This is a genomic window from candidate division TA06 bacterium (assembly GCA_016208585.1).
In the GTDB taxonomy this organism is placed as follows: Bacteria; Edwardsbacteria; AC1; order AC1; family EtOH8; genus UBA5202.
On record JACQXR010000133.1, the window covers coordinates 12,832 to 35,514 of the forward strand.

General features: G+C 55.1%; 22 protein-coding genes and 1 tRNA gene. All 23 read left to right on the top strand.

Annotated elements, in window-relative coordinates; translation table 11 throughout:
* Positions 1 to 114 precede the first annotated feature (114 nt).
* Positions 115 to 1,947 carry a glutamine--fructose-6-phosphate transaminase (isomerizing) gene (glmS, locus tag HY768_09860; protein MBI4727500.1) on the top strand — a complete coding sequence of 611 codons (1,833 nt, stop codon included), beginning with the start codon at positions 115 to 117 and terminating at the stop codon, positions 1,945 to 1,947.
* Between the two features lie 169 nt (positions 1,948 to 2,116).
* Positions 2,117 to 4,195 (top strand): excinuclease ABC subunit UvrB, encoded by a 2,079-nt coding sequence (gene uvrB / locus HY768_09865; protein MBI4727501.1) that lies wholly within the window; start codon positions 2,117 to 2,119, stop codon positions 4,193 to 4,195.
* Positions 4,196 to 4,477: 282 nt separating this feature from the next.
* Positions 4,478 to 6,475, top strand: coding sequence for a M6 family metalloprotease domain-containing protein (locus HY768_09870; protein MBI4727502.1), 1,998 nt, complete (start codon positions 4,478 to 4,480; stop codon positions 6,473 to 6,475).
* Between the two features lie 16 nt (positions 6,476 to 6,491).
* The gene (gene nadC, locus HY768_09875; protein ID MBI4727503.1) at positions 6,492 to 7,355 is read left to right on the top strand and encodes a carboxylating nicotinate-nucleotide diphosphorylase; all 864 of its coding nucleotides are present in this window, start codon (positions 6,492 to 6,494) and stop codon (positions 7,353 to 7,355) included.
* 52 nt (positions 7,356 to 7,407) lie between these two features.
* Positions 7,408 to 8,232 (top strand): biotin--[acetyl-CoA-carboxylase] ligase, encoded by an 825-nt coding sequence (locus HY768_09880; GenBank protein ID MBI4727504.1) that lies wholly within the window; start codon positions 7,408 to 7,410, stop codon positions 8,230 to 8,232.
* Positions 8,229 to 8,990 carry a type III pantothenate kinase gene (locus HY768_09885; protein MBI4727505.1) on the top strand — a complete coding sequence of 254 codons (762 nt, stop codon included), beginning with the start codon at positions 8,229 to 8,231 and terminating at the stop codon, positions 8,988 to 8,990. Before HY768_09880 ends, HY768_09885 begins: the two co-directional genes overlap by 4 nt.
* A 227-nt stretch (positions 8,991 to 9,217) precedes the next feature.
* Positions 9,218 to 10,834: an Rne/Rng family ribonuclease gene (locus HY768_09890; GenBank protein MBI4727506.1), complete on the top strand. Its 1,617-nt coding sequence runs from the start codon at positions 9,218 to 9,220 to the stop codon at positions 10,832 to 10,834.
* Positions 10,835 to 11,012: 178 nt separating this feature from the next.
* A tRNA-Leu gene (locus tag HY768_09895) sits at positions 11,013 to 11,097 on the top strand.
* Positions 11,098 to 11,238: 141 nt separating this feature from the next.
* Positions 11,239 to 12,204 carry a tetratricopeptide repeat protein gene (locus HY768_09900; protein ID MBI4727507.1) on the top strand — a complete coding sequence of 322 codons (966 nt, stop codon included), beginning with the start codon at positions 11,239 to 11,241 and terminating at the stop codon, positions 12,202 to 12,204.
* Positions 12,191 to 12,847 (top strand): DnaJ domain-containing protein, encoded by a 657-nt coding sequence (locus tag HY768_09905; GenBank protein ID MBI4727508.1) that lies wholly within the window; start codon positions 12,191 to 12,193, stop codon positions 12,845 to 12,847. Before HY768_09900 ends, HY768_09905 begins: the two co-directional genes overlap by 14 nt.
* A 74-nt stretch (positions 12,848 to 12,921) precedes the next feature.
* On the top strand, positions 12,922 to 13,299 hold the full coding sequence (locus tag HY768_09910) for a hypothetical protein (GenBank protein ID MBI4727509.1): 378 nt from the start codon (positions 12,922 to 12,924) through the stop codon (positions 13,297 to 13,299).
* Positions 13,300 to 13,655: 356 nt separating this feature from the next.
* Entirely contained in the window at positions 13,656 to 13,904 is a 249-nt protein-coding gene (locus HY768_09915) for a hypothetical protein (GenBank protein MBI4727510.1), read from the top strand.
* A 175-nt stretch (positions 13,905 to 14,079) separates the two neighbouring features.
* Entirely contained in the window at positions 14,080 to 14,430 is a 351-nt protein-coding gene (locus tag HY768_09920) for a hypothetical protein (GenBank protein ID MBI4727511.1), read from the top strand.
* Positions 14,431 to 14,434: 4 nt separating this feature from the next.
* Positions 14,435 to 16,327 (top strand): hypothetical protein, encoded by a 1,893-nt coding sequence (locus tag HY768_09925; protein MBI4727512.1) that lies wholly within the window; start codon positions 14,435 to 14,437, stop codon positions 16,325 to 16,327.
* The gene (locus HY768_09930; protein ID MBI4727513.1) at positions 16,328 to 16,675 is read left to right on the top strand and encodes a hypothetical protein; all 348 of its coding nucleotides are present in this window, start codon (positions 16,328 to 16,330) and stop codon (positions 16,673 to 16,675) included. It begins immediately after the preceding gene.
* Between the two features lie 102 nt (positions 16,676 to 16,777).
* The gene (locus HY768_09935) at positions 16,778 to 17,380 is read left to right on the top strand and encodes a hypothetical protein (GenBank protein MBI4727514.1); all 603 of its coding nucleotides are present in this window, start codon (positions 16,778 to 16,780) and stop codon (positions 17,378 to 17,380) included.
* Positions 17,381 to 17,384: 4 nt separating this feature from the next.
* Complete coding sequence (locus HY768_09940; GenBank protein MBI4727515.1) at positions 17,385 to 18,422, top strand: V-type ATPase subunit; 1,038 nt, start codon at positions 17,385 to 17,387, stop codon at positions 18,420 to 18,422.
* A 42-nt stretch (positions 18,423 to 18,464) separates the two neighbouring features.
* Positions 18,465 to 19,619, top strand: a complete 1,155-nt coding sequence (locus tag HY768_09945) for a hypothetical protein (protein ID MBI4727516.1) — start codon at positions 18,465 to 18,467, stop codon at positions 19,617 to 19,619.
* A 152-nt stretch (positions 19,620 to 19,771) separates the two neighbouring features.
* A complete protein-coding gene (locus tag HY768_09950) occupies positions 19,772 to 20,431 on the top strand; it encodes a hypothetical protein (GenBank protein ID MBI4727517.1) in 660 nt (219 codons plus the stop codon).
* Between the two features lie 16 nt (positions 20,432 to 20,447).
* Positions 20,448 to 21,284 (top strand): hypothetical protein, encoded by an 837-nt coding sequence (locus HY768_09955; protein MBI4727518.1) that lies wholly within the window; start codon positions 20,448 to 20,450, stop codon positions 21,282 to 21,284.
* Between the two features lies 1 nt (position 21,285).
* Positions 21,286 to 21,891, top strand: coding sequence for a hypothetical protein (locus HY768_09960; protein MBI4727519.1), 606 nt, complete (start codon positions 21,286 to 21,288; stop codon positions 21,889 to 21,891).
* 107 nt (positions 21,892 to 21,998) lie between these two features.
* Positions 21,999 to 22,322 (top strand): V-type ATP synthase subunit F, encoded by a 324-nt coding sequence (locus HY768_09965; GenBank protein MBI4727520.1) that lies wholly within the window; start codon positions 21,999 to 22,001, stop codon positions 22,320 to 22,322.
* Positions 22,323 to 22,429: 107 nt separating this feature from the next.
* The coding region (locus HY768_09970; protein ID MBI4727521.1) for a hypothetical protein at positions 22,430 to 22,683 on the top strand (254 nt) is incomplete at its 3' end.

A 22,683-nucleotide genomic window follows, 5' to 3' on the forward strand; every position in this document is an offset into this window, starting at 1 on the left:
GGAGCACCGCTGGGCGGTAAAGATTTCTTTGGTTACTTTCTTGGTCGCAAGAAAGTAACATCAAGTTGATAGAAATATTCTGAAACATTATTAATCTGGAAACTAAAAAAGATTATGTGCGGAATAGTAGGATATATTGGCGGGGGGAAAGCCCTGCCGGTTTTGCTGGAAGGCCTAAAGCGCCTGGAGTACCGGGGCTACGACTCGGCCGGGGTCGTTCTGATCAAGGATAGCCGCCTGATTGTCAAGAAGAAGGCCGGCAAGGTCTCCGACCTGGAGCAGCTGCTGCAAGGCCAGGACCTGGACTCCGGGCTGGGCATCGGCCATACCCGCTGGGCCACCCACGGCGAGCCCAGCGACCTCAACGCCCATCCCCATGTGGATTGCAGCGGCACCATCGCCCTGATCCACAACGGCATCATCGAGAACTACGCCACGGTCAAGAAGAAACTGCTGCAGGACGGGCATGTCATCAAGACTGTCACCGACACCGAAGTGCTGGTGCATCTGATCGAGGAAATGCTCAAGAAGACCGGAGACCTGTTTACTGCGGTGCGCTACGCCCTGCTGGAGGTGGAAGGAACCTACGGCATCTTAGTGATCTCCCAAAAGGAGCCCGACAGGATCATCGCCGCCCGCAAAGGCAGCCCCATCGTGATCGGCCTGGGCGAGGGACAGAATTTCATCGCCTCAGACGCCTCGGCCCTGGTGGAGCACACCCGGCAGGTGGTCTACTTGAACGACGACGAGATCGCCTGCATCACCAAGGGCGGGTACACCGCCAAGACCATCCGGGACCAGGAGGTGGTGAAACAGGTGGAACAGATCACTTTGTCTTTGGCTCAGATCGAGAAGGCCGGTTATGCCCATTTCATGCTTAAGGAAATATACGAACAGCCGGAATCCATTTTGAACTGTCTGAGGGGGCGTTTGCGGACCGAAGAGGGCGATGCCCATCTGGGAGGCCTGTTGCCGGTGATGAACCGGCTGCTGGATGCCAAGAGGATCATCATCACCGCCTGCGGCACATCCTGGCATGCGGCCCTGGTCGGAAAATACATGCTGGAGCAGATGGCTAAGGTACCGGTGGAAGTGGACTATGCCTCGGAATTCCGCTACCGCAACCCGGTGATCGGCCCGGACGACGCCCTGTTCGTGATCAGCCAGAGCGGCGAAACCGCCGACACTTTGGGAGCGTTACGAGAGGCCAAGCAGAAGGGCGCGGCCGCGCTCGGCATCGTGAACGTGGTGGGCAGCGCCATCCCCCGGGAGACCGAGGCCGGGATCTACATCCACGCCGGGCCGGAGATCGGGGTGGCATCCACCAAAGCCTTTACCTCGCAGATCGCCGGACTGGCGCTGATCTCCATCATGCTGGCCCGCCGCAAGGGCATGGGACAGACCCGGGGAAAAGCATTAGCCGTAGAACTTGCTTCCATCCCGGACAAGGTGCGCAAAGTGTTGGAACTGGATAAACAGATAAAGCAGCTGGCCGAGGAATTCAAGAACGTCCGCAACTTCCTGTATCTAGGCCGGGGCAGCAATTTCCCCACCGCTCTGGAGGGAGCGCTGAAGCTCAAAGAGATATCCTACATCCACGCCGAGGGATACCCGGCGGCCGAGATGAAGCACGGGCCCATCGCTCTGATAGACGAGAACATGCCGGTGGTCGTTGTTGCCCCCAAGGATGCCCTGTATAACAAGGTGATCAGCAACATTCAGGAGGTGCGGGCCCGCAAGGGCCGGGTGATCGCCATCGCCAACGAGGACGATAACGAGATCAACAGTCTGGCCGAGTTCGTGATCCGGGTGCCGCGGGCGGTCAGCTACTTCGGGCCGATGGTCAACGTGGTGCCGCTGCAGCTGCTTTCGTATTATATGGCGGTGGCAAGGGGGTGCAATGTGGACCAGCCGAGGAATCTGGCCAAGAGCGTGACGGTGGAATAGCAAGAAGCCCCGATGCGAAAGCATCGGGGCTTTGTTGACTGCCCCAAGCTTTGGACCTAACCCCTGCCCCTTCCCATTGGGAAGGGTTAGGTTCAAAACTAAAACCCCGCCTTGCGGCGGGGTTCTGTTTTACATTGACACTGATTATCTCTTATGCTACAATAATTTCATGAACCAGTTCAAACTCGAATCCACCTACAAACCCACCGGGGACCAGCCCCAGGCCATTCAGCAGCTGCTGGAGGGCATCAATTCCGGGGTCAAGGACCAGGTGCTGCTGGGCGTCACCGGCAGCGGCAAGACCTTTGCCATGGCCAACGTCATCGCCCAGCTCAACCGGCCCACCCTGATCATCTCCCACAACAAGACCCTGGCCGCCCAGCTTTACGGCGAGTTCAAGGGCTTCTTTCCCCGCAATGCGGTGGAATATTTCATTTCCTATTACGACTACTACCAGCCCGAAGCCTATATCCCCTCCAGCGACACCTACATCGAAAAGGACGCCTCCAAGAACGACGACATCGACCGCTTAAGGCTGAAGTCCACCGCGGCTTTGCTGGAGCGGCGCGACGTGATCATCGTGGCCTCGGTCTCCTGCATCTATTCCCTGGGCTCGCCCGACGAGTGGAAGGAGTACGTCCTGCTGCTGGAGCAGGGCCAGCCGGCCGACTGGGAGCAGATCATGAAGCAGCTGGTGAAAATCCAGTATTCCCGCAATGACGTGTCTTTTGAGCGGGCCACTTTTAGAGTACGCGGAAATTTCATCGAGGTCCATCCCGGCGACGAGAACATCGGGATCCGGATAGAGTTGGACGATCAGAAGGTAGTAAAGCTTTCCCAGTTTGATCCCTTGACCGGCACGGTGATGGAATCGCGGGACCGGGTGGCCATCTATCCCACCAAGCATTTCGTGGTTTCCCAGCCCCGGCTGGAAACGGCCTTTCAGGGCATTGAGGAAGAATTGAAATGGCGGGTGGCCGACCTGACCAATAACGGAAAACTGCTGGAGGCCCAGCGCATCCAGCAGCGCACCAAGTACGACCTGGAGCTGATCAAGGAGCTGGGCTACTGTTCCGGCATCGAGAACTATTCCCGCTATCTCTCCGGCCGCCAGGAGGGCGAGAGGCCCTTCTGTCTGCTGGACTTTTTTCCCAAGGATTACCTGCTGATAGTGGACGAGTCCCACGTCACCATTCCCCAGATCGGCGGGATGTACGCCGGGGACCGTTCCCGCAAGGAGACTTTGGTGGAGTTCGGCTTCCGCCTGCCCTCGGCCCTGGACAACCGGCCCTTAAGGTTCCCGGAATTTGAGTCCCTGATAAACCAGGTTATTTACACCTCGGCCACCCCGGCCGACTATGAACTCAACCGGTCCAAGGGAAGAGTAATCGAGCAGATCATCCGGCCTACCGGGCTGGTGGACCCCGAGGTGGAGGTGAAACCCATCGCCGGGCAGATAGACGATCTTTTGGAACAGATAAGGCAGCGGGTGGAGCGGAAGGAACGGGTGTTGGTCACCACCCTGACCAAGAAGATGTCTGAGGACCTTTCGGAATATTTGGAGCAGGCCGGAGTCCGGGTGCGCTACATGCATTCCGAGATCAACGCCATCGAGCGGGTGGAGATATTGAGGGGCCTGCGGCTGGGCGAGTTTGACGTGCTGGTAGGCATCAATCTTCTGCGCGAAGGCCTGGATCTGCCGGAAGTATCTCTGGTCGCAATATTAGACGCGGACAAGGAAGGATTCCTGCGCTCCGAGCGCTCGCTGATCCAGGTTTCGGGCCGGGCCGCCCGGCATGTCCAGGGCCAGGTCATCATGTACGCCGACCGGATCACAGATTCCATGAAAAAAGCCCTGGACGAGATGAACCGCCGCCGCACCGTCCAACTGGCCTATAACCAGAAGCACTGCATCACGCCGTTGTCCATCATCAAGTCCATCGAAGAGGTGATGATGGCCACCTCGGTGGCCGACTCCAAGCAGCAGGCGGTGAAGGAGGAACTGGCGGCCTACCAGGTCTCCGGCCTGTCCAATGAAGAGATCATGGCCCAGTTGGAGAAGGCCATGTTTGAAGCGGCCGCGGCCATGGATTTCGAGCGGGCGGCCGTGATCAGAGACCAGATCAAAGAACTCAAGGGCGACGAGGCCCCGGGAAAGCCCAAGCGCACCGGTGGGATTAAGGCCAAGCCTGATTTCGGGGTGAAAAACATCAAAAACAATAAAAAAGGAAGGTCAAAAAAACAATGATTTCAAACCAGTAGCGTCCGGTTGTTTTTACAAGAAAATTGTAGAATGCAGATGGGGCAATGGTCTTAGAGGTTTCATCATGTAATCGATTTGAATTCAGGCTCAAAAATCACCCATTGATTCGCAAGGACTTATACCACGAAAACAGTAGTGATTTCAAACTTGAAAAAATGCGCGACGGCAACCAGCCTGCTTCTTCTTATGTCGTTGTATGCTTGTAACGCTTGGGCCGTGCCGGCTTATGACGGAAAAGGGCCTGAACCGCGGCTGGCCAAGAACGGAATGTGGCTTAATCAGGCCAATCCGCAGATGAAGGGCAAAAAGATTATCGGCAGTTGGAAGGCTTTGATCATTCTGATAGACTTTCCCGATTACCGCTGGGATCACCAAGCCGACACCAATTTCGTGAACGACAGCCTGTATTATACTACGAACCATTACGACAGCCTGGCCAACAGCCTGGGCACCTTCCGGCATCCCGGGTGCGTCAGCAACGTCACCGGCAGCATCAGGGACTTTTATATTGAAAATTCCTACGGGCTATTTGATGTGGTGTCGGCCACCACGATATGGTATACCGCTCCGGACACGTTCAACTATTACTGCAATACCGATGGGATTGCCGGGACAGATGACGATTACGGTTTTGGGTATTATCCCAATAACGCACAAAAGTTGGTGGAGGATGCGGTGGCCGCTGCGGACCCCGGTGTGGACTTTTCGCAATACGACAACGACCTCGACGGATATGTGGATGCATTGTACGTGGTCCATGCCGGCCCCGGGGCCGAGGCGTTGTCCTACCCTACCAGGGCCAACTACATCTGGTCGCATGCCTGGGGCATAGACACCCAGACCCGGGACGGGGTTAACATATCAAGCTATTCCATGGAGCCGGAGGACGGCAAGGTGGGAGTATTCTGCCACGAGTTCGGCCATGTCATCGGCCTGCCCGACCTGTACGACTATACCTATCTTTCCAGCGGAGTGGGAGAGTGGTGCGCCATGGCCGGCGGCAGCTGGGGCCACCGGGATTCGGCCGATCTCCGAGGAACAGCTCCCACCCATTTTTCGGCTTGGTGCAAGCAAGAACTGGGCTGGGTCAACCCCGTCAACCTGACCCACAACCTGCTGGGCCAGACGATCCCGCCGGCCGAGCTCAGTCCGGTCGTCTACCGGCTCTGGGACGATGGCGACTCCACCAGCAGCCAGTATTTTCTGGTGGAGAACCGCCAGAACATAGGGTTCGACAGCGGGCTTACCCGCCGGCAATTGGACTACGGGCTTCCCCGGGGCCACGGCCTTTTGATCTGGCATGTGGACGAATTGGTATACGGCAATGACGACCGCACCCACAAAATGGTGGACCTGGAGGAATCCAGCCCGGTAAACATAAACGGTTTTTATCTGGAACACTTAGATACAGTGCGGACCCTTCCCCTGGATAAATACTTGTACAATGGAAACCGGGGTGATGATGGAGATCCCTGGCCCGGTTACTGGTTGACGGATTCCGATTCCGTTCACTATAGCGGAAGCAGGGATAAATGCGACTTCAATCAGTTTTCCGTTCCTTCATCCAAAAACTATGCCGGGGCCAATACACTGGCGGGCGCTGAAAATATAACGGAGAACGGGGTCAACATCACGGCCGATCTTTTTGTGACTATAGACGCATCGGTGGCCTTTCCAGGTCTGGGCGATACCTTGGACCAGGCTGATAGCGTGAATATTATCTGGCGCTCTTCGGCGGCCGGCGGTGTGGCCTGCGACAGCCTGTACTTCAGCAGCGACAGCGGCAGCGCCTGGAGCCTGATCGGTTTTGCGAATAGCGGTGACACCTTGTACCCGTGGACTGCCCCCGCTATCAGCTCAGGCCGTTGTTTCATCAGGGTCGTTACTATAACTAATGCAGGGATCAAGGCCAACCATTTAAGCGATATGTTCGCCATAGGCCTGACCGGTGTGGCAGGAAATACGAATGAAAATCTCAAGGACTTGAAATACCGTCTGCTGCCGGCCCGGCCCAACCCTGCTCTTGGCGGCATAATCACCGTTTCTTTTGAGATTCCCAAGCCTCAAAAAATCGAACTGAGGGTCTACAATATTGTGGGGCAAACGGTCAAAGTCCTGGCCGGCGGGTTTTTTCAGGCCGGACGCCACGAAATCAAGTGGGATGGCAGGAACGAAAAGGGAATGAAATCCGCTCCCGGGATCTATTTGTATCAGTTGAAGACTCCGGACTTCAGTAAAATAAACAAGCTGGTCATCGTCAAATAATCTTTGATCAAGAACCATGAAGCTCGATCTAAAAAAAGTCAATCCCCTGATCAGGCAAGCCCTCAAGGAGGACATCGGCAAGGGGGATATCACCACCGCCTGCGCCGTAACGGATGAGGCCTGCGGCCTGGCCCTGATCCTGAACAAGCAGGAGGGAGTGCTGGCCGGGATCGAGGTCTGCCGTCAGGTGTTCCTGTCAGTGGACGAGGAACTTATAGCCGAGGCCAAAATGCCCGACGGCACCGCGCTGGAATACGGCCAGGTAGCGCTGACCATCCAGGGCAGGACCAAAAGCATTTTGACGGCTGAGCGCACCGCCTTGAACTTTATTCAGCATCTTTCCGGCGTGGCCACCGCAACCAACAATTTCGTCAAAGCAGTGGAGGGCACCCGGGCCAGGATACTGGATACCCGCAAGACCATTCCCGGCCTGCGTTATCTGGAAAAGTACGCGGTGGCCTGCGGTGGCGGCCAGAACCACCGAATGGGCCTGTATGACATGGCGCTGATCAAGGACAATCACATCGAAGCCGCCGGGGGCGTGTCTGCGGCCATCGAACAGGTCCGGCAAAAGAACAAAAAAATGAAGATAGAGATCGAGGTTCAAAGCCTGAGCCAGTTGGAAGAGGCGGCCCGGCTGGAGCCGGACATCATCATGCTGGACAACATGAAGCCCGAGGCGATGGCCGAGGCCTGCCGGATAGTCTTTTCCCTGCCGGCCCGGGATGCCGGGAAGCTCAAACTGGAGGCCTCGGGCAACGTTACTATAGATAACGTGCGGCAGATAGCCGAGTGCGGGGTGGATTACATCTCGGTGGGGGCCATCACCCATTCCGCTCCGGCGTTGGATTTTTCCCTGGGGTTAAAGTCGCTGGGCTGAATGCTAAAAAACAAGACCGCTTTTACTTTCATAAAGGCGGTTTTTTCTTGAATTGTCAATCTTTCTAAGGTATCATTACATCATGCAGTTGTTGTTAATAGATTACATAAAGGAAAACCTGAAAACCGCCGGCTTCGGCCAAAACCTTTATTACTTTGAAAAGCTGGGATCAACAAGCGATCAGCTTAAGGAGTTGGCCGAAAGCAATGCGCCGGAAGGAACAATTGTCATCGCCGAAGAACAGAAGACGGGGCGGGGCCGTTCCGGCAATTTATGGTATTCGCCGCCGGGAGCGGGATTGTATTTTTCCCTGTTGCTCCGTCCCTGCGCCAGCTCCATCAAACTGCAGGGGCTGACCCTGGCTCTGGGCTGCTCGGCTGCCAGAACCCTGGAGGGTGCCGCGGGGATGCCGGTGGAGATAAAATGGCCCAACGACATTTACTGCAAGGGGCGCAAGCTGGGAGGCATTTTGACCGAGTCCAAACTGCGGGCCAGTTTAGTCGACACTGTTGTGGTCGGGATGGGTTTGAACCTGAACAACCAAATGCTTCCGCTGGAGCTTTGCGAAACGGCCACTTCGCTGGAATTGGAATCCGGAAAGCATATCTTTAGAGAAGGCCTTTTGACAGACCTGCTGACAAACTTGGAGCGGGATTATCTGAGATTCAAGGAGCATGGTTTTTCGACCTTCGCCGAAGAACTGCGCCCCAGATTCTTTCTGAACCAGAAATGGGTGATGGTGTCAAGCGATGACGGGCAATACCAGAAGGGCGTGGTTACCGGGTTTGACGCCCAGGGCGCATTGCTGTTGCTGGATGGTGAAGGACGGAACAGATGCTGCAGTTCCGGCACCGTGGCGGAGATCGGCCAAGAATGAGACTGCTGATAGACATCGGCAACAGCAAACTGGGGCTGGCGGTTTTTTCCAATAATAAATGCGTCCGCCAGGCCAGGCTGGAACATAGCGGACAGCCGAACTACGACCGGATCTATAATTTTCTGAACAAGGCCATTGGCGTTAAATCCATCAAGGCCGCCGCCATCTGCTCGGTGGCGCCGGAGATAACCCAGCCTACCGTTGCGGCCGTCAAGCAGCTGCTGGAAATAAGCCCCCTGTTGGTTGACGGCTCCGCCCTGAAAGGTTTCAAGACCTTGTACCGGTCGCCCCGTCAGCTGGGATGCGACCGGATGGTAAATTCTTACGCCGCCGCCAGACTTTACGGAAAGCCGGTCATAGTAGTGGGTATCGGCACCGCCGTCACCTGGGACGCAGTGGATTTTTTAGGGCGGCATTTGGGCGGAGCCATTGCCCCTGGCCCTTTAACCATGTCCAGAGCCTTAAACGACAAAACCGCCCTGCTGCCGTTGATCCCTTTCAAACGGGCCAAAACCGGCATCGGGCGCGACACCGCCGGAGCTATAGAGTCCGGAATTTACTGGGGAACCATAGGGATGGTAAAAGAACTTGTCTCAGTCATATCTGCCGAGATGAAGGAACGGCCCAAGATAGTGATCACCGGAGGCCTGGCCGGAATAGCCGGGCCGCACATTAAAAATTCAATAACCGACCAACTGCTGATCTACAAGGGATTGAACCTGGCGCTGCAGGAAAAAGAGGGAGCTCCGGTGCGCTAACCAAGGCCTGCGTGCTATAACTACGGAGTGGCCGGGGGATGAGTTCGGGAGAAGAATATGAAGGCCGTGTCTGTGCGCCTGCCTATGCCGAAGCTTGCCTACGCTGAAGCTTCGCGCAAGCAGGCGGCTACGCGCAGGCAGGCCTGTCCGCCGCACAAGCGTGAACGGCCTGGGATGACTGGATTTACATTCCTTAGCCCAGCCGTTAACGGCTGGGCTAAGGATGGATGCCACAGCTAACAAAGGCCATTCATGGTCTTACAGCGCGGCGGCTGGCAGTCAGCAAGGATAAACGCTGCCGCCGGGGGGAAACAACCAATTTTGGTAAGAAGAAGAGAGGTAAGCTTTACATGGCCATTGACATCATCATAAACGCCACCGACCGCGAGATGCGGATCGCGGTGCTGGAGGACGAGGGCAAGCTCTCCGAGTTTTGGGTGGAACGGCCCCAGGAAACGCTGTCGGTGGGCGACATTTACAAAGGGGTGGTGGAAAAGGTGTTGCCGGGGCTTAACGCCGCCTTCGTCAACATCGGCGCCTATAAAAGCGGCTTCCTGTCGCTGGACGACGCCATCTTCGACCTGAGCGATCTGGCGGATGAGGAAACCAGCCGTCCCGCCTTCAAGCCCCAGAAGGCCGCCTTAAAGGCCGGACAGCAGATAATGGTCCAGATATCAAAAGAACCGATGGGCAGCAAGGGACCCCGGCTGACTTCCTATGTTTCTTTTCCCGGCCGCTTTTGCGTGCTGGTGCCCAATCAGGGCGGAATCGGCATCTCCCGGAAGATCGAGAACCGGGAGGAGCGTTCCAGGCTGCGCAAGGCGCTGCAAGCCTCGTTGCCCAAGGGATCCGGCCTGATCGTTCGGACCGCCGCCGCCGGCGAGGACCAAAAGACCCTGGAACGCGACGTCAAGGAACTGGCCAAGGATTGGCAGCAGGTTCAGAAGCAATACGCCCGGACCAAAGCCCCGTTCCGGGTGCACGCCCAGCCGCCCTTCATCGTCAGCCTGCTAAATGATCTGGCCTCCTACGACATTCACAGCATTGTAACCGACCACCGGGAGACCTATAATCAGATCGCCGGTTATCTGAAAGGGGCCGATGACGGGCTTAAGAAAAAACTGCTGTGGTACCGGGAGGAACTGCCGCTGTTTGAGGCTTATCAGGTGGAGTCCCAGGTGGAGAAGGCGCTGAACCGCCGAATCTGGCTGAAAAGCGGAGGCTACATCGCCATCGACCAGACCGAGGCCCTGACCGCGGTGGACGTCAACTCCGGAAAATTCACCGGCAAGAAGGACGCCGAGACCATGGGGCTGAAAGTGAACCTGGAGGCGGCCCAGGAGATCGCCCGCCAGGTGCGCTTAAGGGACATCGGCGGGATCATCGTGGTGGATTTCATCGACATGAAATACTCCCAACACCGCAACCGGGTGCTGCAGGAATTCACCCTAGCGGTCAAGTCTGACCGCTCCAAACCCAATGTTTACGCCATTTCGCCGCTGGGCCTGGTGGAGATGAGCCGCAAGCGGATCAAGCCCAGCCTCTGGCAGTCTTTGACCGAGACCTGTCCGGCCTGCCAGGGGGCGGGAAGGATTTTTACCGCTTATACCAGCGCCCAGATGCTGGAACGCAAGGTGCTCTCTTTAAAACCGGAGTTGAGAAGACGCAAGTTGTCCATCAAGACCGGCAACCTTTTATTCGACTATCTCTCCGGCCCCGGCCAGGCCATAATCAAAGCGCTTAACCGGGAGCTTAAAACGGAATTAAGGATCTCTTCCGACCGCAAGATGCCGGTAAATTCTTTTAAGATCATTAATTTGGAGAATGAACAGGAGATAGCCTGACGCAGATTTTTCCCGTCAAAGCTAAAAAGCGAGAGTTGATCTCGCTTTTTTATTGATAAAAATATGCATATTCACTGCATTTTAGCTTAAAACGATATTTAGTATTGACAGCCGGTTAAGTTTGTTATAAAATATTAGACTTACATGGTTTAAAACGATAGTTTGGGCTCTAAAAATTGCCGGGATGGTGAAACTGGTAGACACGTACGTTTGAGGTGCGTATGGCGCAAGCCTTGTGGGTTCAACTCCCACTCCCGGCACCATTATTGCTCCTTGCCGGACGATAGTCCGCCGTAGGCTGATGGGAAATACCAGCCGTAGGAGGACACCATTCCGAAAAATGTCGGACATAAAACGCCGTTCACTCTTGCATTCTTCTAAACTCCAATGAAAGGCCTTGAGTTATGGTGTTCGTCAAACATATCTTTGACCAGCATTGCGCCCACCAGATGTTAAAGCTGTCCATCAATGCCTTCAACCAGGGCGATTACCAGACGGCCATAGATCATCTTACCGTGATCCGCTCGCACGAAAGTTCGGTGAGGAGGCGGTGCAGCGAGGTGGTCCTTTTTTATTTGATAGAATCACACACAGCTTTGGGGAAAATATACTGGCAGCGGGGCAGCTTGGAAGACGCCATAGAGGAATACCATACCGCCCTGGGCCTGGCCCCCAAATACGCCGACCTGTATTTCACTCTGGGCAAGATATATTCCGAACATAAAGAGCCGGCCAAGGCCAGGCAGGCGTTGGAACAGGCCTTGTTGATCAATCCCAATTACAACGAAGCCAAGCTGAATCTGGCCTTTCTGGAGGCCCAGGCTGGAAACAACAAACGGGCCATGGAGATATTCCAGGGGCTGTCACAGACCGACAGTTTTTACGACCAGGTGCTTTACGACAAGGCCCTGTCCCAGGCCGCCAGATCCGACTACCGCTCGGCTTTCAAGTTACTGGCCCAGGCCTTCCGGATAATTCCCGACCGGTCACGCTCGCTTTGCGCCATGGGCCAAGATGCCCACCGGGAATGCCGTTACGAAGAGGCCATCAAATATTACCATCAGGCCAAGAAACTGCAGCCCAAATACGCCGATGTTTACAATCTTTTGGGGGTCTGCCTGGCCCAGAAGGGACAGAACAAGCGGGCTATCGCTCAGTTCCAAAAAGCGGTAAAGCTGGCGCCTCGTTTCAGCCGGGCCTGGCTGAACCTGGCCTATGCCTGGGATCAGATGGGACAGGCGGCCAAGACAAAAACAGCGCTGGCTAAGGTGCTGGTCATAGATCCCAACAACCGCCTAGCCAACCAGCTGGCCAGAAAAATGATGACTGAAGCTGCCGCCAAGAGAGGCAAAGGCGATGTCCGAAAGTAGGGATTATTACGGCATCCTGGGCGTGGACCGGATGGCGGGGGAGAACGATATCAAAAATGCTTACCGCAAGCTGGCCTTGAAATACCATCCCGACCGCAACTCCGGAGAATCCAAAGCCGGCTTGGCCAGCACCTCTTTTCAGGCTGTTAACGAAGCTTATCACACCCTGATTGACAAGGAAAAAAGGGCCAAGTACAACAAGGCTCTTTCCGACAAATCCGCCGGAGTGGAAGGGGCCACGATTCAGTCCAATCAGGCCGAGATGTCCTACCGCTACGGGCTGGAGGCCTATAAAGCAGGCCAGTTCAAACGGGCGGTGGAATATTTTAGGGTGGCGGTAAAGCTTAATCCCAAAAAAGCCATCTATTTCAATCGTTTAGGACTGTCCGTAATCAAAGCTAACGGGCCGTTGGAAGAGGCCAGGGCCAACTGCGAGCGGGCCATCCAGATCGAGATGTATAATCCGGATCACTACCTCAGCCTGGGGATAGTGTACCAGACTGCCGGAATGAACGACCAGGCCCGGGATCAGTTTAAAGAGGCTTTAAAATGGGATCCCAAGAACGTCCAGGCCCAGAAACGGCTGGAGATGGTGGGCAAGGGCGACAAGGGTTTTCTGGGAGGCCTTTTCGGCAAAAAATAATCCAGGCAGGCGCCAGTCCAATTATGCATTAACTGTTCTGAAAAATTTAAAAAATAAAGTTTTGAGGTGATCATATGGATTCGGCCAGCAGCAATTATGAAAAACTGTTGAAGGAATTGACCGATCTCATCCCCGGAGCGGTCTCGGCCAACCTGACCGGCGTTGACGGGATCGGCATCGCCTTCTACAACATCGACCCGGCCTTTGACCCCACCCTGGCCGACGCCGAGTTTGCCACTATGCTGGCCGCCGCCAACCGGGCGGCCCAGAACCTGACGGTGGGGGACATTTCGGAACTTATCTTTACCACCGGAAAAATCACCATCATCCTCAGGATGGTGGGGATTGATTTTTATCTGGGGGTGGGCCTGCAGGCGGGAGTGGGCAACATCGGGATGGCCCGGCTGCAGATGAGAAGGGCGGTGGAGGCCTTCGTCAGGGCGCTGTATTGATTTAACAATAAAACTTTTAAACGGTAAAAGCCACCAAAGAAGCCTATCAAGAACTGACCTCGGCACAGGTTGACGCCATAGTGGGTACTTTTGGGAAAAACAGCCCGCTTTCGCAAAAAATCAAGAAAATGCGATTCTATGTTCAAAGTGGCTCTATATAGGCAGTAAAAAAGCCCCTAAATAGTGTCCATTTATAGACTGCCGGATTGTCATTCCCGTGCTTGCGCCCCGCCAGGGCGGGACTTCAGCGCGCAGGCGTGAAATTTGTCCTCGTGAAAACGGGGAACGGGAATCCAGTAGTTTCAATAGGTTTTGGATTTCTGCTGGAGTTTATGCCGAAGCTATGAGGTGCAGGAATGACGGAAAAAGGACTTTATAAACAGACACTAAATAGCGGTTTTTGCAGAAAAACCAAGGTTATAAAGGTTGTAACCCAGGTTAGGAAGGTTATAACCAAGGTTACAAGGGCTGTAACCAAAGTCGGAATGGTTATTACCCAGGTAAGAACCTTTCTTACCAAGGTCAGAATGGTTCTTACCAAGAACAGAAGGCTTATAGCCCAAGTTACAAGGGCTGTAACCAAGGGCAGAAAGCTTATAACCTAAGTTTTAAGGGGTATAACCAAGGTCAAAAAGTTAAATCTATATTCCTCTAAGCTTGCTTTGAGGTTACCTTATAAGGGAAAGTTTGAAAACCGTAAGGTTTTCATTTAGATCAAAATTTCCTTGAGATACCTCGCAGCTTGCTGCGAGGAGATTCATTAACCGGAGAAAAAGAAAATTGCCAAGCCACAACCAAAACCATCCCGACCAGGCCGGCCAGGTGATAGAAAGCATCGCCCTAAGGGAGCAGGAACTTCAGGTCATGCTGAACCAAGCCCGGGCCGAAGCCGACCGGATTATAACCGAGGCCAGAACTCAGGCCGATCAATTGTTGAAAACGGCCGGCCAGGAACTGTTGCGGCAGGCCGAGCAGCAGAAAAAGGAGGCGGCCCAGGAGTCGGCCGATCTCAGGGAACAGCGGATGAGCCAGGCCCGAAAAGAAGTGGAAAACCTTCAACAAAAATCCCAGGCCCGTCGCCGGCAGGCGGTAGAGGCAGTGGTGCAGATGGTTCTGCCGGAGGAGCGATAACAGCATGATTGTGGCGATGGCCAAAGCCCTGATAATCGGCCCTAAAAATCTGCAATCCCAGGTTATCAAAACATTGCAAGCTATGGGGCGGGTCCATCTATCGGGCCTTGATTGGGATCGGCATAATTTAAAATCCTATACTCTCAGCCTGGAACAGCAGACCCGCAAACAATGGTTGGAGAAGATCAATTCCGAGATAGATCAATTTTTGGTACTGACCGGCTTCCAGGGCAAACCGGACAGGCTGGTCAATCCGGACTGGGACGGCCTGCCGGACCTGATCTCCGGGTATCAGCAAAGGGCCAAAGCGCTGGCCCGGGAGAAAATGGAGTTGGAGGACGAGCTTTCCTTGGTGGAAAGCTACCGCGGAGCATACCAGGCCCTGGCCCCGCTGATGTCCAAACTGGAGAACAGCCATAAGGTCAAAGCCTTCGGTTTTTTGCTCAAAGGCAATGATGTCAAAGCAGTGAAGGCGCTGGCCCTCCAGCTTAGCAAGATCACCTCCGGCCGCTGCGAGGTCTACAGTCATTCCTTGAACGACGGCCGGAGCGCGGCCCTGGCGGCTTATCACAGCTCCGATAGCGAAAAGATAAAGGGCTTCTTCTCCAAGGCCGGCATCAGCGAACTGAGACTGCCGGCGGCCATGGAGGCCCGGCCCATGACCGAAGTGGTGGCTTTGCTCAAGGAAAAGGCCTCGGCCCTGCCAAAAAGATTGGAAGAGATCGGACGGGAGCTGGCTGAATTGTCGCGTTCGTCAGGTCCCGTTTTGCTGGGATACCGGGAGCTGATGGCTGACGAGCTTTCCCGCTTCGGGGCCTCGGCCCAGACCGGTCGGGGAAGTTTGACCTTCGTGGTGCAGGGATACCTGCCTCAGAGCCAGGTGGAGGAATTAAAAGACCTGCTGCGGAAGGAGTACCAGGACCAGGTCACCGTGCAGATAGTGGAGATAGACCATCACCAGGCGGACAAGGTCCCGGTGATCCTCAAAAACCGCAGCCTGATCAAACCATTTGAATTGTTGCTCTCCATCTTCAGCCCGCCCCAATATGGAACGGTTGACCCCACGCCTTTTATAGCATTTTTCTTTCCCCTGTTCTTCGGTTTTATAGTCGGCGATATAGGATATGGTGTTGTAATGTTGGTTGCCTCTATCCTGGTTATGATCAAACTTAAGCATAATGCCCTGGCCAAATCGCTTTCCACTATTTTCCTGTTCTGCGCTGTATGGACCACTGTTTTCGGGGTCATCTTCGGGGAACTATTCGGAGATTTCGGCGAGCACATGCACTGGATCAAACCGATGGCCGAAAACCTCAACCGCCTGAGCAGCGAATCCATCATGACCCTTCTTAAAATGGCGATACTGATCGGCGTGATCCAGGTCTATGTGGGTTTTGGCATCATGTTATACATCGGCATCAAGCATCGGAACCTGCATCACATCCTGGAACCGGTGGCCTTTGCCCTGGGAGTGTTGGGCGTTTTCGGGATATTTTTTACCATGATGCTCAAACTGCTGCCGGCTTCGTTGCTGTGGCCGTCGATAGTTCTGACCGGGGCCAGCGCCGCTACCCTGGGCATACTGGCCGGGGTGGCCGGTCCCATTGAAATATTCGGCGCCGTCGGCAATATCCTGTCCTATGCCCGTCTGTTCGCCATCGGGCTTTCGGCGGCCTACCTGGCTTACGCCGCCAACCTGATCGGCCGCACCATCGGGGGCCTGCCCGGATTTTTGGTGGCGGCCTTGGTAGTACACCCGCTGTTCTTTGCCTTGGGCCTGATCAGTCCCATTATGCAGCCTTTTCGTCTTCAGGTGGTGGAGTTCCTAACCAAGTTCAAATACCACGATTATCCAGGCAAACAATATAAACCATTAAAAACAATAGGAGGTAAGTAAATGCGGAAACTTTTGGTTTTGGTACTGTTATCCCTGATCCTGCTGCCCCTGGCTTCAATTGCTTTGGCCCAGGAGCACGGCCAGGCCCCAGCCACCGAAGCCCAGCCGGCCGCCCCGGCCGCCAACAACAACAGCATAGTAATCTGGAAGGCCCTGGGAGCCGCCCTGGCCATCGGCGTGTCGGCCTTTGCCACCGCCTGGGCCCAGAGCCGGATCGGTTCGGCCGCGGCCGGCGCCATGGCCGAGAAGCCGGAGATCGGCGGCGTGATGATCGTGCTGGAGGCCCTGCCCGAGACCATCATCATCCTGGGGTTCGTGATCGCCATCATGATAGTGGGGATCAAGTAGTTATTTTCGGAGGTTTCTTTGACGGGCGCTGCCGGGTAAAAAGCGGCGCCTGTCAAAAGCTTTTCTTTAGCTAAAGTGCCCCGGCCCTTTAATTCGCAATTGATGAAATCAAATTTAAATATAGAACTCAATATGGAATCGGAACTTTTAAAAGTAATAGAAAATGAAGCCCAGGCCGAACGGCAGAGGATCCTGAACACTGCCCGGCAGGGCGCCAAAGAAATCCAGGAAAAAACCCTGGCTCAGGCCGCTCAGCTGAAGCAGGCGCAGGAAGCTTTAATTCTATCTGAAAACAACATTTCCCGGGCCAAGGCTCAAAGCGCCGCTCACCTGGAGGCCTCGGCTTTGATTTTATCCGCCAAAGACCAAATCATCAGCGGCATTTTTGCCGAAGCGGCCCAGGAGCTCAATTTGCTGAGCGGGGCCCCGCTGAAGAAGGCTCTTAAAAGCCTGATGGCCGAAGCCTGTTCCCAGTTCGGTTCCGGCATGGTGGTGACGGTGAAAAAAGAAGATCTGTCATTAGCCCAGCAGATAGCCAAGGAACTGAAATTAGACGCCAAGTTGGAAGCGGACCCTCTGGTCAAAGACGGGGTAATCGTCTCCAATCCTGACAGAACCGCAGTGGTGCTGAACCGCTTTGCCGACCGGATGGCCCGGGCCAAACCAGCTTTAACCTCGTCATTAGCGCAAATATTGTGGGATTGATATAATGCCGTCGGATTATGGTTACATAAATGCCAGGATCAGGGGGCAGCACAGCCACCTTTTGAAGCCGGTGGCATATGAAGAACTTTTAGCCCTGCCCGGATACCAGCCGCTGGAAAAATGGATGGAGTCCAGCCCTTATTCCAAGCAGTGGCAGCTGGCCAAGGCCCGCTATCATGGGATAGAGGCGCTGGAGTGGTCTCTGGAAAAAAACTTTTGCCAGGCCACAGAACTGCTTTTGAAAATAGCCGAAGGACAGCCGCGCGATCTGATCACCATCATCTTAAGGCGCTGGGACCTTTCCAACCTGATCGCGGTGGCCCGCGGCATTCACGGCAGTTGGTCGTCAGTCGAAATCCTTAAAAGCATATTGCCGGCCGGCGGCATCAGCGAAGTGAAATTACAGGAACTGGCTAACCAACCGGATATGGCCGGCCTGACCGATACCCTTTATACCTGGGGAGATGATTTTCATCAGCCCTTTAAACACGCGCTGGAAGAATACCAAAAGGAAAAGGGCCTGGCTCCGGTGGAACTGGAGTTATACAAATATTATTATTCGTGGGTCTTTAAAAAACTCCCGCTATGGGGGGACGATTCCGCATCCCTGAAAGTTCTTTTCCAGCGGGAGATAGACATCCTTAACGCCAAGGCCCTGAAAAGGCTTAAAGAAAAAAAAGATCTGGCGGCAGAATCAATTCCCAAATATTATATTCCCGGAGGAACTCTCCTGACCAAAGAATGGTTCATAAAATATTTCGACCGCAAGGAGGGCCCCAAGGTCCTGTCCTCGCTGAAGGGGACGCGTTATTACGAATACCTGTTCCGGCCGGGCCGCGACCTAAAATCGGAAGAGAAGCTGGAGCAAGAGCATTTCCGGGAATTGTCCCGACGTTACCAGGGGAACCCGCTGGGAATTGATCTGGCGCTGGGCTTCCTCTGGCAGAAATATTACGAGGTCATCAACCTGCGGCTTCTGGCCCGGGGCAAATTTTACGGTATAACCGGCGATCAGATCAGGGATCAGCTGTTGCTGTGGTAACCATTCAAAAGACTGCTAACAAACAGGTAAAAGGGTTTCGGGATGAAAAAATATTGGATGTTGCTTCTGGCGGCCGGCCTGGCGTTTCCGGCCTTGGCCGTGGATCCGCCGGCCAACCTGAAGGTCTGCGATGCTCCCAATGACGACGGCCGTTCGGTGACAATAACCTGGAATAAATCAGCTGCCGAAACCGCCGATCCGGTTTCGTTTAAAGGGTACCGGGTTTTGCGGGCCGAATCGGCAAGCGGGCCTTATGCCGAAGCGGGTTTTGCGTTCCCGGGCAGCGTCGAGTTCGCCGATAACGCCGTCGCTCCCGGCGTTCAGTACTATTACAAGCTCAACGCCGTCACTTTTTCCGACTCCGCCCAAACAGAGCCCGCCGGTCCGGTAATCTCCAGCGCCCAGTGGTTCAACGTCGCCCGGGTCAATATTCTGATAGCTTTTCTGGCCTTTACCGGGCTGATTCTGCTGTATATTTACAAGGCCCGGCACGGCGCCGACCTTTTTGTGAGGCGCATCGCCGGCCTTCAGGCGGTGGATGAAGCCATCGGCCGGGCCACTGAAATGGGGAGGCCCATCCTCTATCTGCCATCGGGCGGCCTTTCGGCGGTGTCTGACATTCAGACCCTGGCCAGCCTGGTGATACTGGGCCGGGTGGCCAATAAGGCGGCCGAATACGACACTCCGCTTTTAGTGCCCTGCTCCGATCCCCTGGTGATGACATTGGCCCAGGAGATCGTGAAATCCGGCTATATGAACGCCGGCCGGCCCGACGCCTACCGGGCGGAAAACATCCGCTACCTGACCAACGAGCAGTTTGCCTACACCGCCGGGGTGGACGGGATGATGGTGCGCGAGAAGCCGGCCGCCAATTTCATGATCGGGACATTTTACGCCGAATCGCTGATACTGGCCGAGACCGGCTATTCCACCGGGGCCATCCAGATCGCCGGCACCGCCATGATCACCCAGCTGCCGTTCTTTGTGGCGGCCTGCGACTACACTTTGATCGGCGAGGAGATTTACGCCGCCTCGGCCTATCTCTCCAAAGAGCCGGTGCTTTTGGGCACCATCAAGGCCCAGGACTGGGGCAAGGCGGCGGTGATATTTTTGATCCTGGCCGGAGTTCTGCTGCAAACTTTGGCCTTAAAATTCCCGTCGCTGGGTTTCTTTTCTCGCTGGCTGATGCCGCGGTAATAGTTTAACAACCTTTTCAATCCGCAGATTACACAGATTTTCGCAGAAATATACAAAGATTGTTTTGTTCGGTTAAACTGGGGATAAAATACTTTTCAGGTTAGATAGTCCTATGAAACAAAACATCCGGCGCTAATTGCGGGAGACATAAAATGAAAAAAACCATTCCCTTAGTGATCACCTTTCTGATAGGATTTTACATGATCCTGGCCTTCTTCGTGCCGCATCCTATGGTGGCCAATTCGGCCCAGGAGATGCAGTCCTGGGAGATAATCATCGTGGCCTTTACCCTGGTGCTGGGAATCGGCAACCTGGTGTTCGTCCATGCCGAAAAGATCCAGCGCCGCCGCCAGGGCTGGTTTTACAGCCTGACCCTGCTGATCTGCCTGGGCGCCATGATGGCGCTGGGATTGTTCGGGGGCATCAAGGAAGGCACATCTTATTACTGGCTATATGACAATGTGATGGCTCCGTTGTCCTCGGCCATGTTCTCGCTGCTGGCTTTTTTCATCGCTTCGGCGGCCTACCGGGCTTTCCGGGCCCGCAACAAGGAGGCCACACTATTGCTGATCGCTGCGGCCATCATCATGATCGGGAGGGTGCCGCTGGGAAGCTGGCTGTGGCAGCATATCCCGCTCTTGGGCGCCAAGTTTCCCATCCTGCTGGACCAGGTGACCCGGTGGGTGATGGAGGTTCCCAATACGGCCGGCCAGAGGGGCATCAAGATAGGAGCCGCCCTGGGCGCGGTCTCCATGGCCCTGCGGATGCTTTTGGGCATAGAGCGTTCCTACCTGACCACCGGCGGCAATTAGAAGGAGGATGGCAAACATGCGCAATTTCCTGGAAAGACTAACCCGGATAGACCGGCGCTGGATATTTTTGGCCCTGGGCCTGACCGTGGCCCTGGCTCTGCTGATCAATGTCAAGCTGCCAATGACCGTTTCCGGCGACGTGCGGCAGGCCTACGATCTGCTGGAGAAACTGCCCGAGGGAAGCCCGGTGCTGTTCTCCTGGGATTACGATCCCGGCTCCATGCCCGAGCTCTATCCGCTGTCGGCCGCCATGCTGCGCCATGCCATGCGCAGGAATCTTAAGGTAGTGATGATGGGCCACTGGGTCACCGGGATCCCGCTGATCGAGAAACAGGTGTCCGAGGTGATCCGGGTTGAATTCCCCGATAAAGTTTACGGACGCGATTACGTCAATCTGGGCTATAAATCCGGGCAGGCGGTGCTGGTGGTAACCATGGCCAAAAGCATTGCCGACGCCTTTCCCCAGGATTATTACAAGAACAAGACCGACACCCTGGAGCTGATGAGATCGGTCAAGTCGCTCAAGGACATGGGGGCGGTGGTCTCCTTCTCGGCCGGCGATCCCGGGCTGATAATGTGGATCCAGTTCGCCTGGCAACGTTTCGGGGTGCCGGTTACCGGGGGCTGCACCGCGGTCTCGGCCCCGGAGTTTTCGGCCTACCTGCAGTCGGGGCAGCTGATGGGCCTGATGGGAGGGATGCGGGGCGCAGCCGAATACGAGGCGCTGGTCAAGCATCCGGGCGCGGCCTCCACCGGGATGTCGGCCCAGAGCCTGGCCCATTTTCTGATCGTCGGTTTCATCCTGATCGGCAACCTAGCTTATTTCCTGACCCGCAAAAAGGAGGACAAGTAAAATGGCGCTGTTTGGAATATGGCTGGCCGCGCTTTTAACGCTTTGCATTTACAGCTTTCTGTACAAGGACAATCCCCTGTACAAGTTTGCCGAGCATGTCTATGTGGGGATTTCGGCCGGTTACTTCGTGGCGGCCGAGTTCCATAACGTGGTATTGCCCAACCTCTGGATCCCGCTGACCACGAATTTCGCCCACAAATATTACCTGATCATCCCGGGAGTGATGGGTCTGCTGGTATTCTTCGCCTTCTCCCGCAAATACAACTGGCTGTTGCGTTTTCCGATTTCGATGGTGGTGGGGATGGGCGCCGGGCTTTCTGTGACCGCCTTTTTATCCACCGATGTCCTGGCCCAGACCCAGGCTACTTTGATCCCGATGAACAGCCTCAACAATTTCCTGCTGGTGCTGGGGGTGCTGGCCACCCTGGTTTATTTCTTCTTTTCGGCCGAGCACAAGGGTTTTGTGGGGGCCGGGGCTAAGCTGGGGGTTTGGTACCTGATGATCGCCTTCGGCGCGGCTTTTGGATATACGGTGATGGCCCGGATATCGCTTTTGATCGGGCGGATGCAGTTTTTACTGGGCGACTGGCTGCACATACTCAAGTAGAAAAGCCCTTTAGCCACAAAGGCACTGCTTTTGTTAATTGTTAATCGTGGTTGTATCTTAGTGTGCTGTGGCTTGGTGTGAGAAAGTAAAAATATAGTAAAGGACTAATGAACCGTTTAGCCATAATAACCGACAGCGGCACGGCCACCGGGTTCCGGTTGGCCGGGGCTGAGACCTTTGAGGTCAAAGACAACCGGGAGATGCAGGAGAAGGTGCTGGAACTGATCAACACCGAAAGCTACGGGCTGATCGCGGTCAACGACCAGCTGGCCGGGGACTTGGGCGAGGACGTGGCCCGGGCCCTTAAAAACAAGGCCCTGCCGGTGGTGCTGCCGTTCCCGGTGCCCAGGGAGGGACAGGTGATCAGCGGGGAGCAGTATCTGGCCAAATTGGTGAAGGACGCCATAGGGTTTTATGTTAAGTTGAAATGAACGACCTAACCCCCGGCCCCTGCCCGTGGCGGGAAGGGGTGTAGGGACACGATGTGTCGTGTCCGGTGTAATATTAAGGCAACCAAAATTAAAACAGGAGGTCTGCCATGCTGCGCAAAGTCTTTCTAAGTGCTGTGTGCCTGCTTTTGGCAACAGCCGCGTTTGCCCAAACTCCGCGCAAGACCACTTTGGCTGTAATGGATCTGTCCACTACCGGCATTTCCAAGAGCGACGGGGCCATCTTGACCGACGCGTTGCTTTCGTATCTGGTCAATACCAATTATTACGAGATCGTGGAGCGTTCCAAGCGGGACGAAATATTAAAGGAACAGGGCTTTGCCCAAAGCGGGGCCTGCAACGA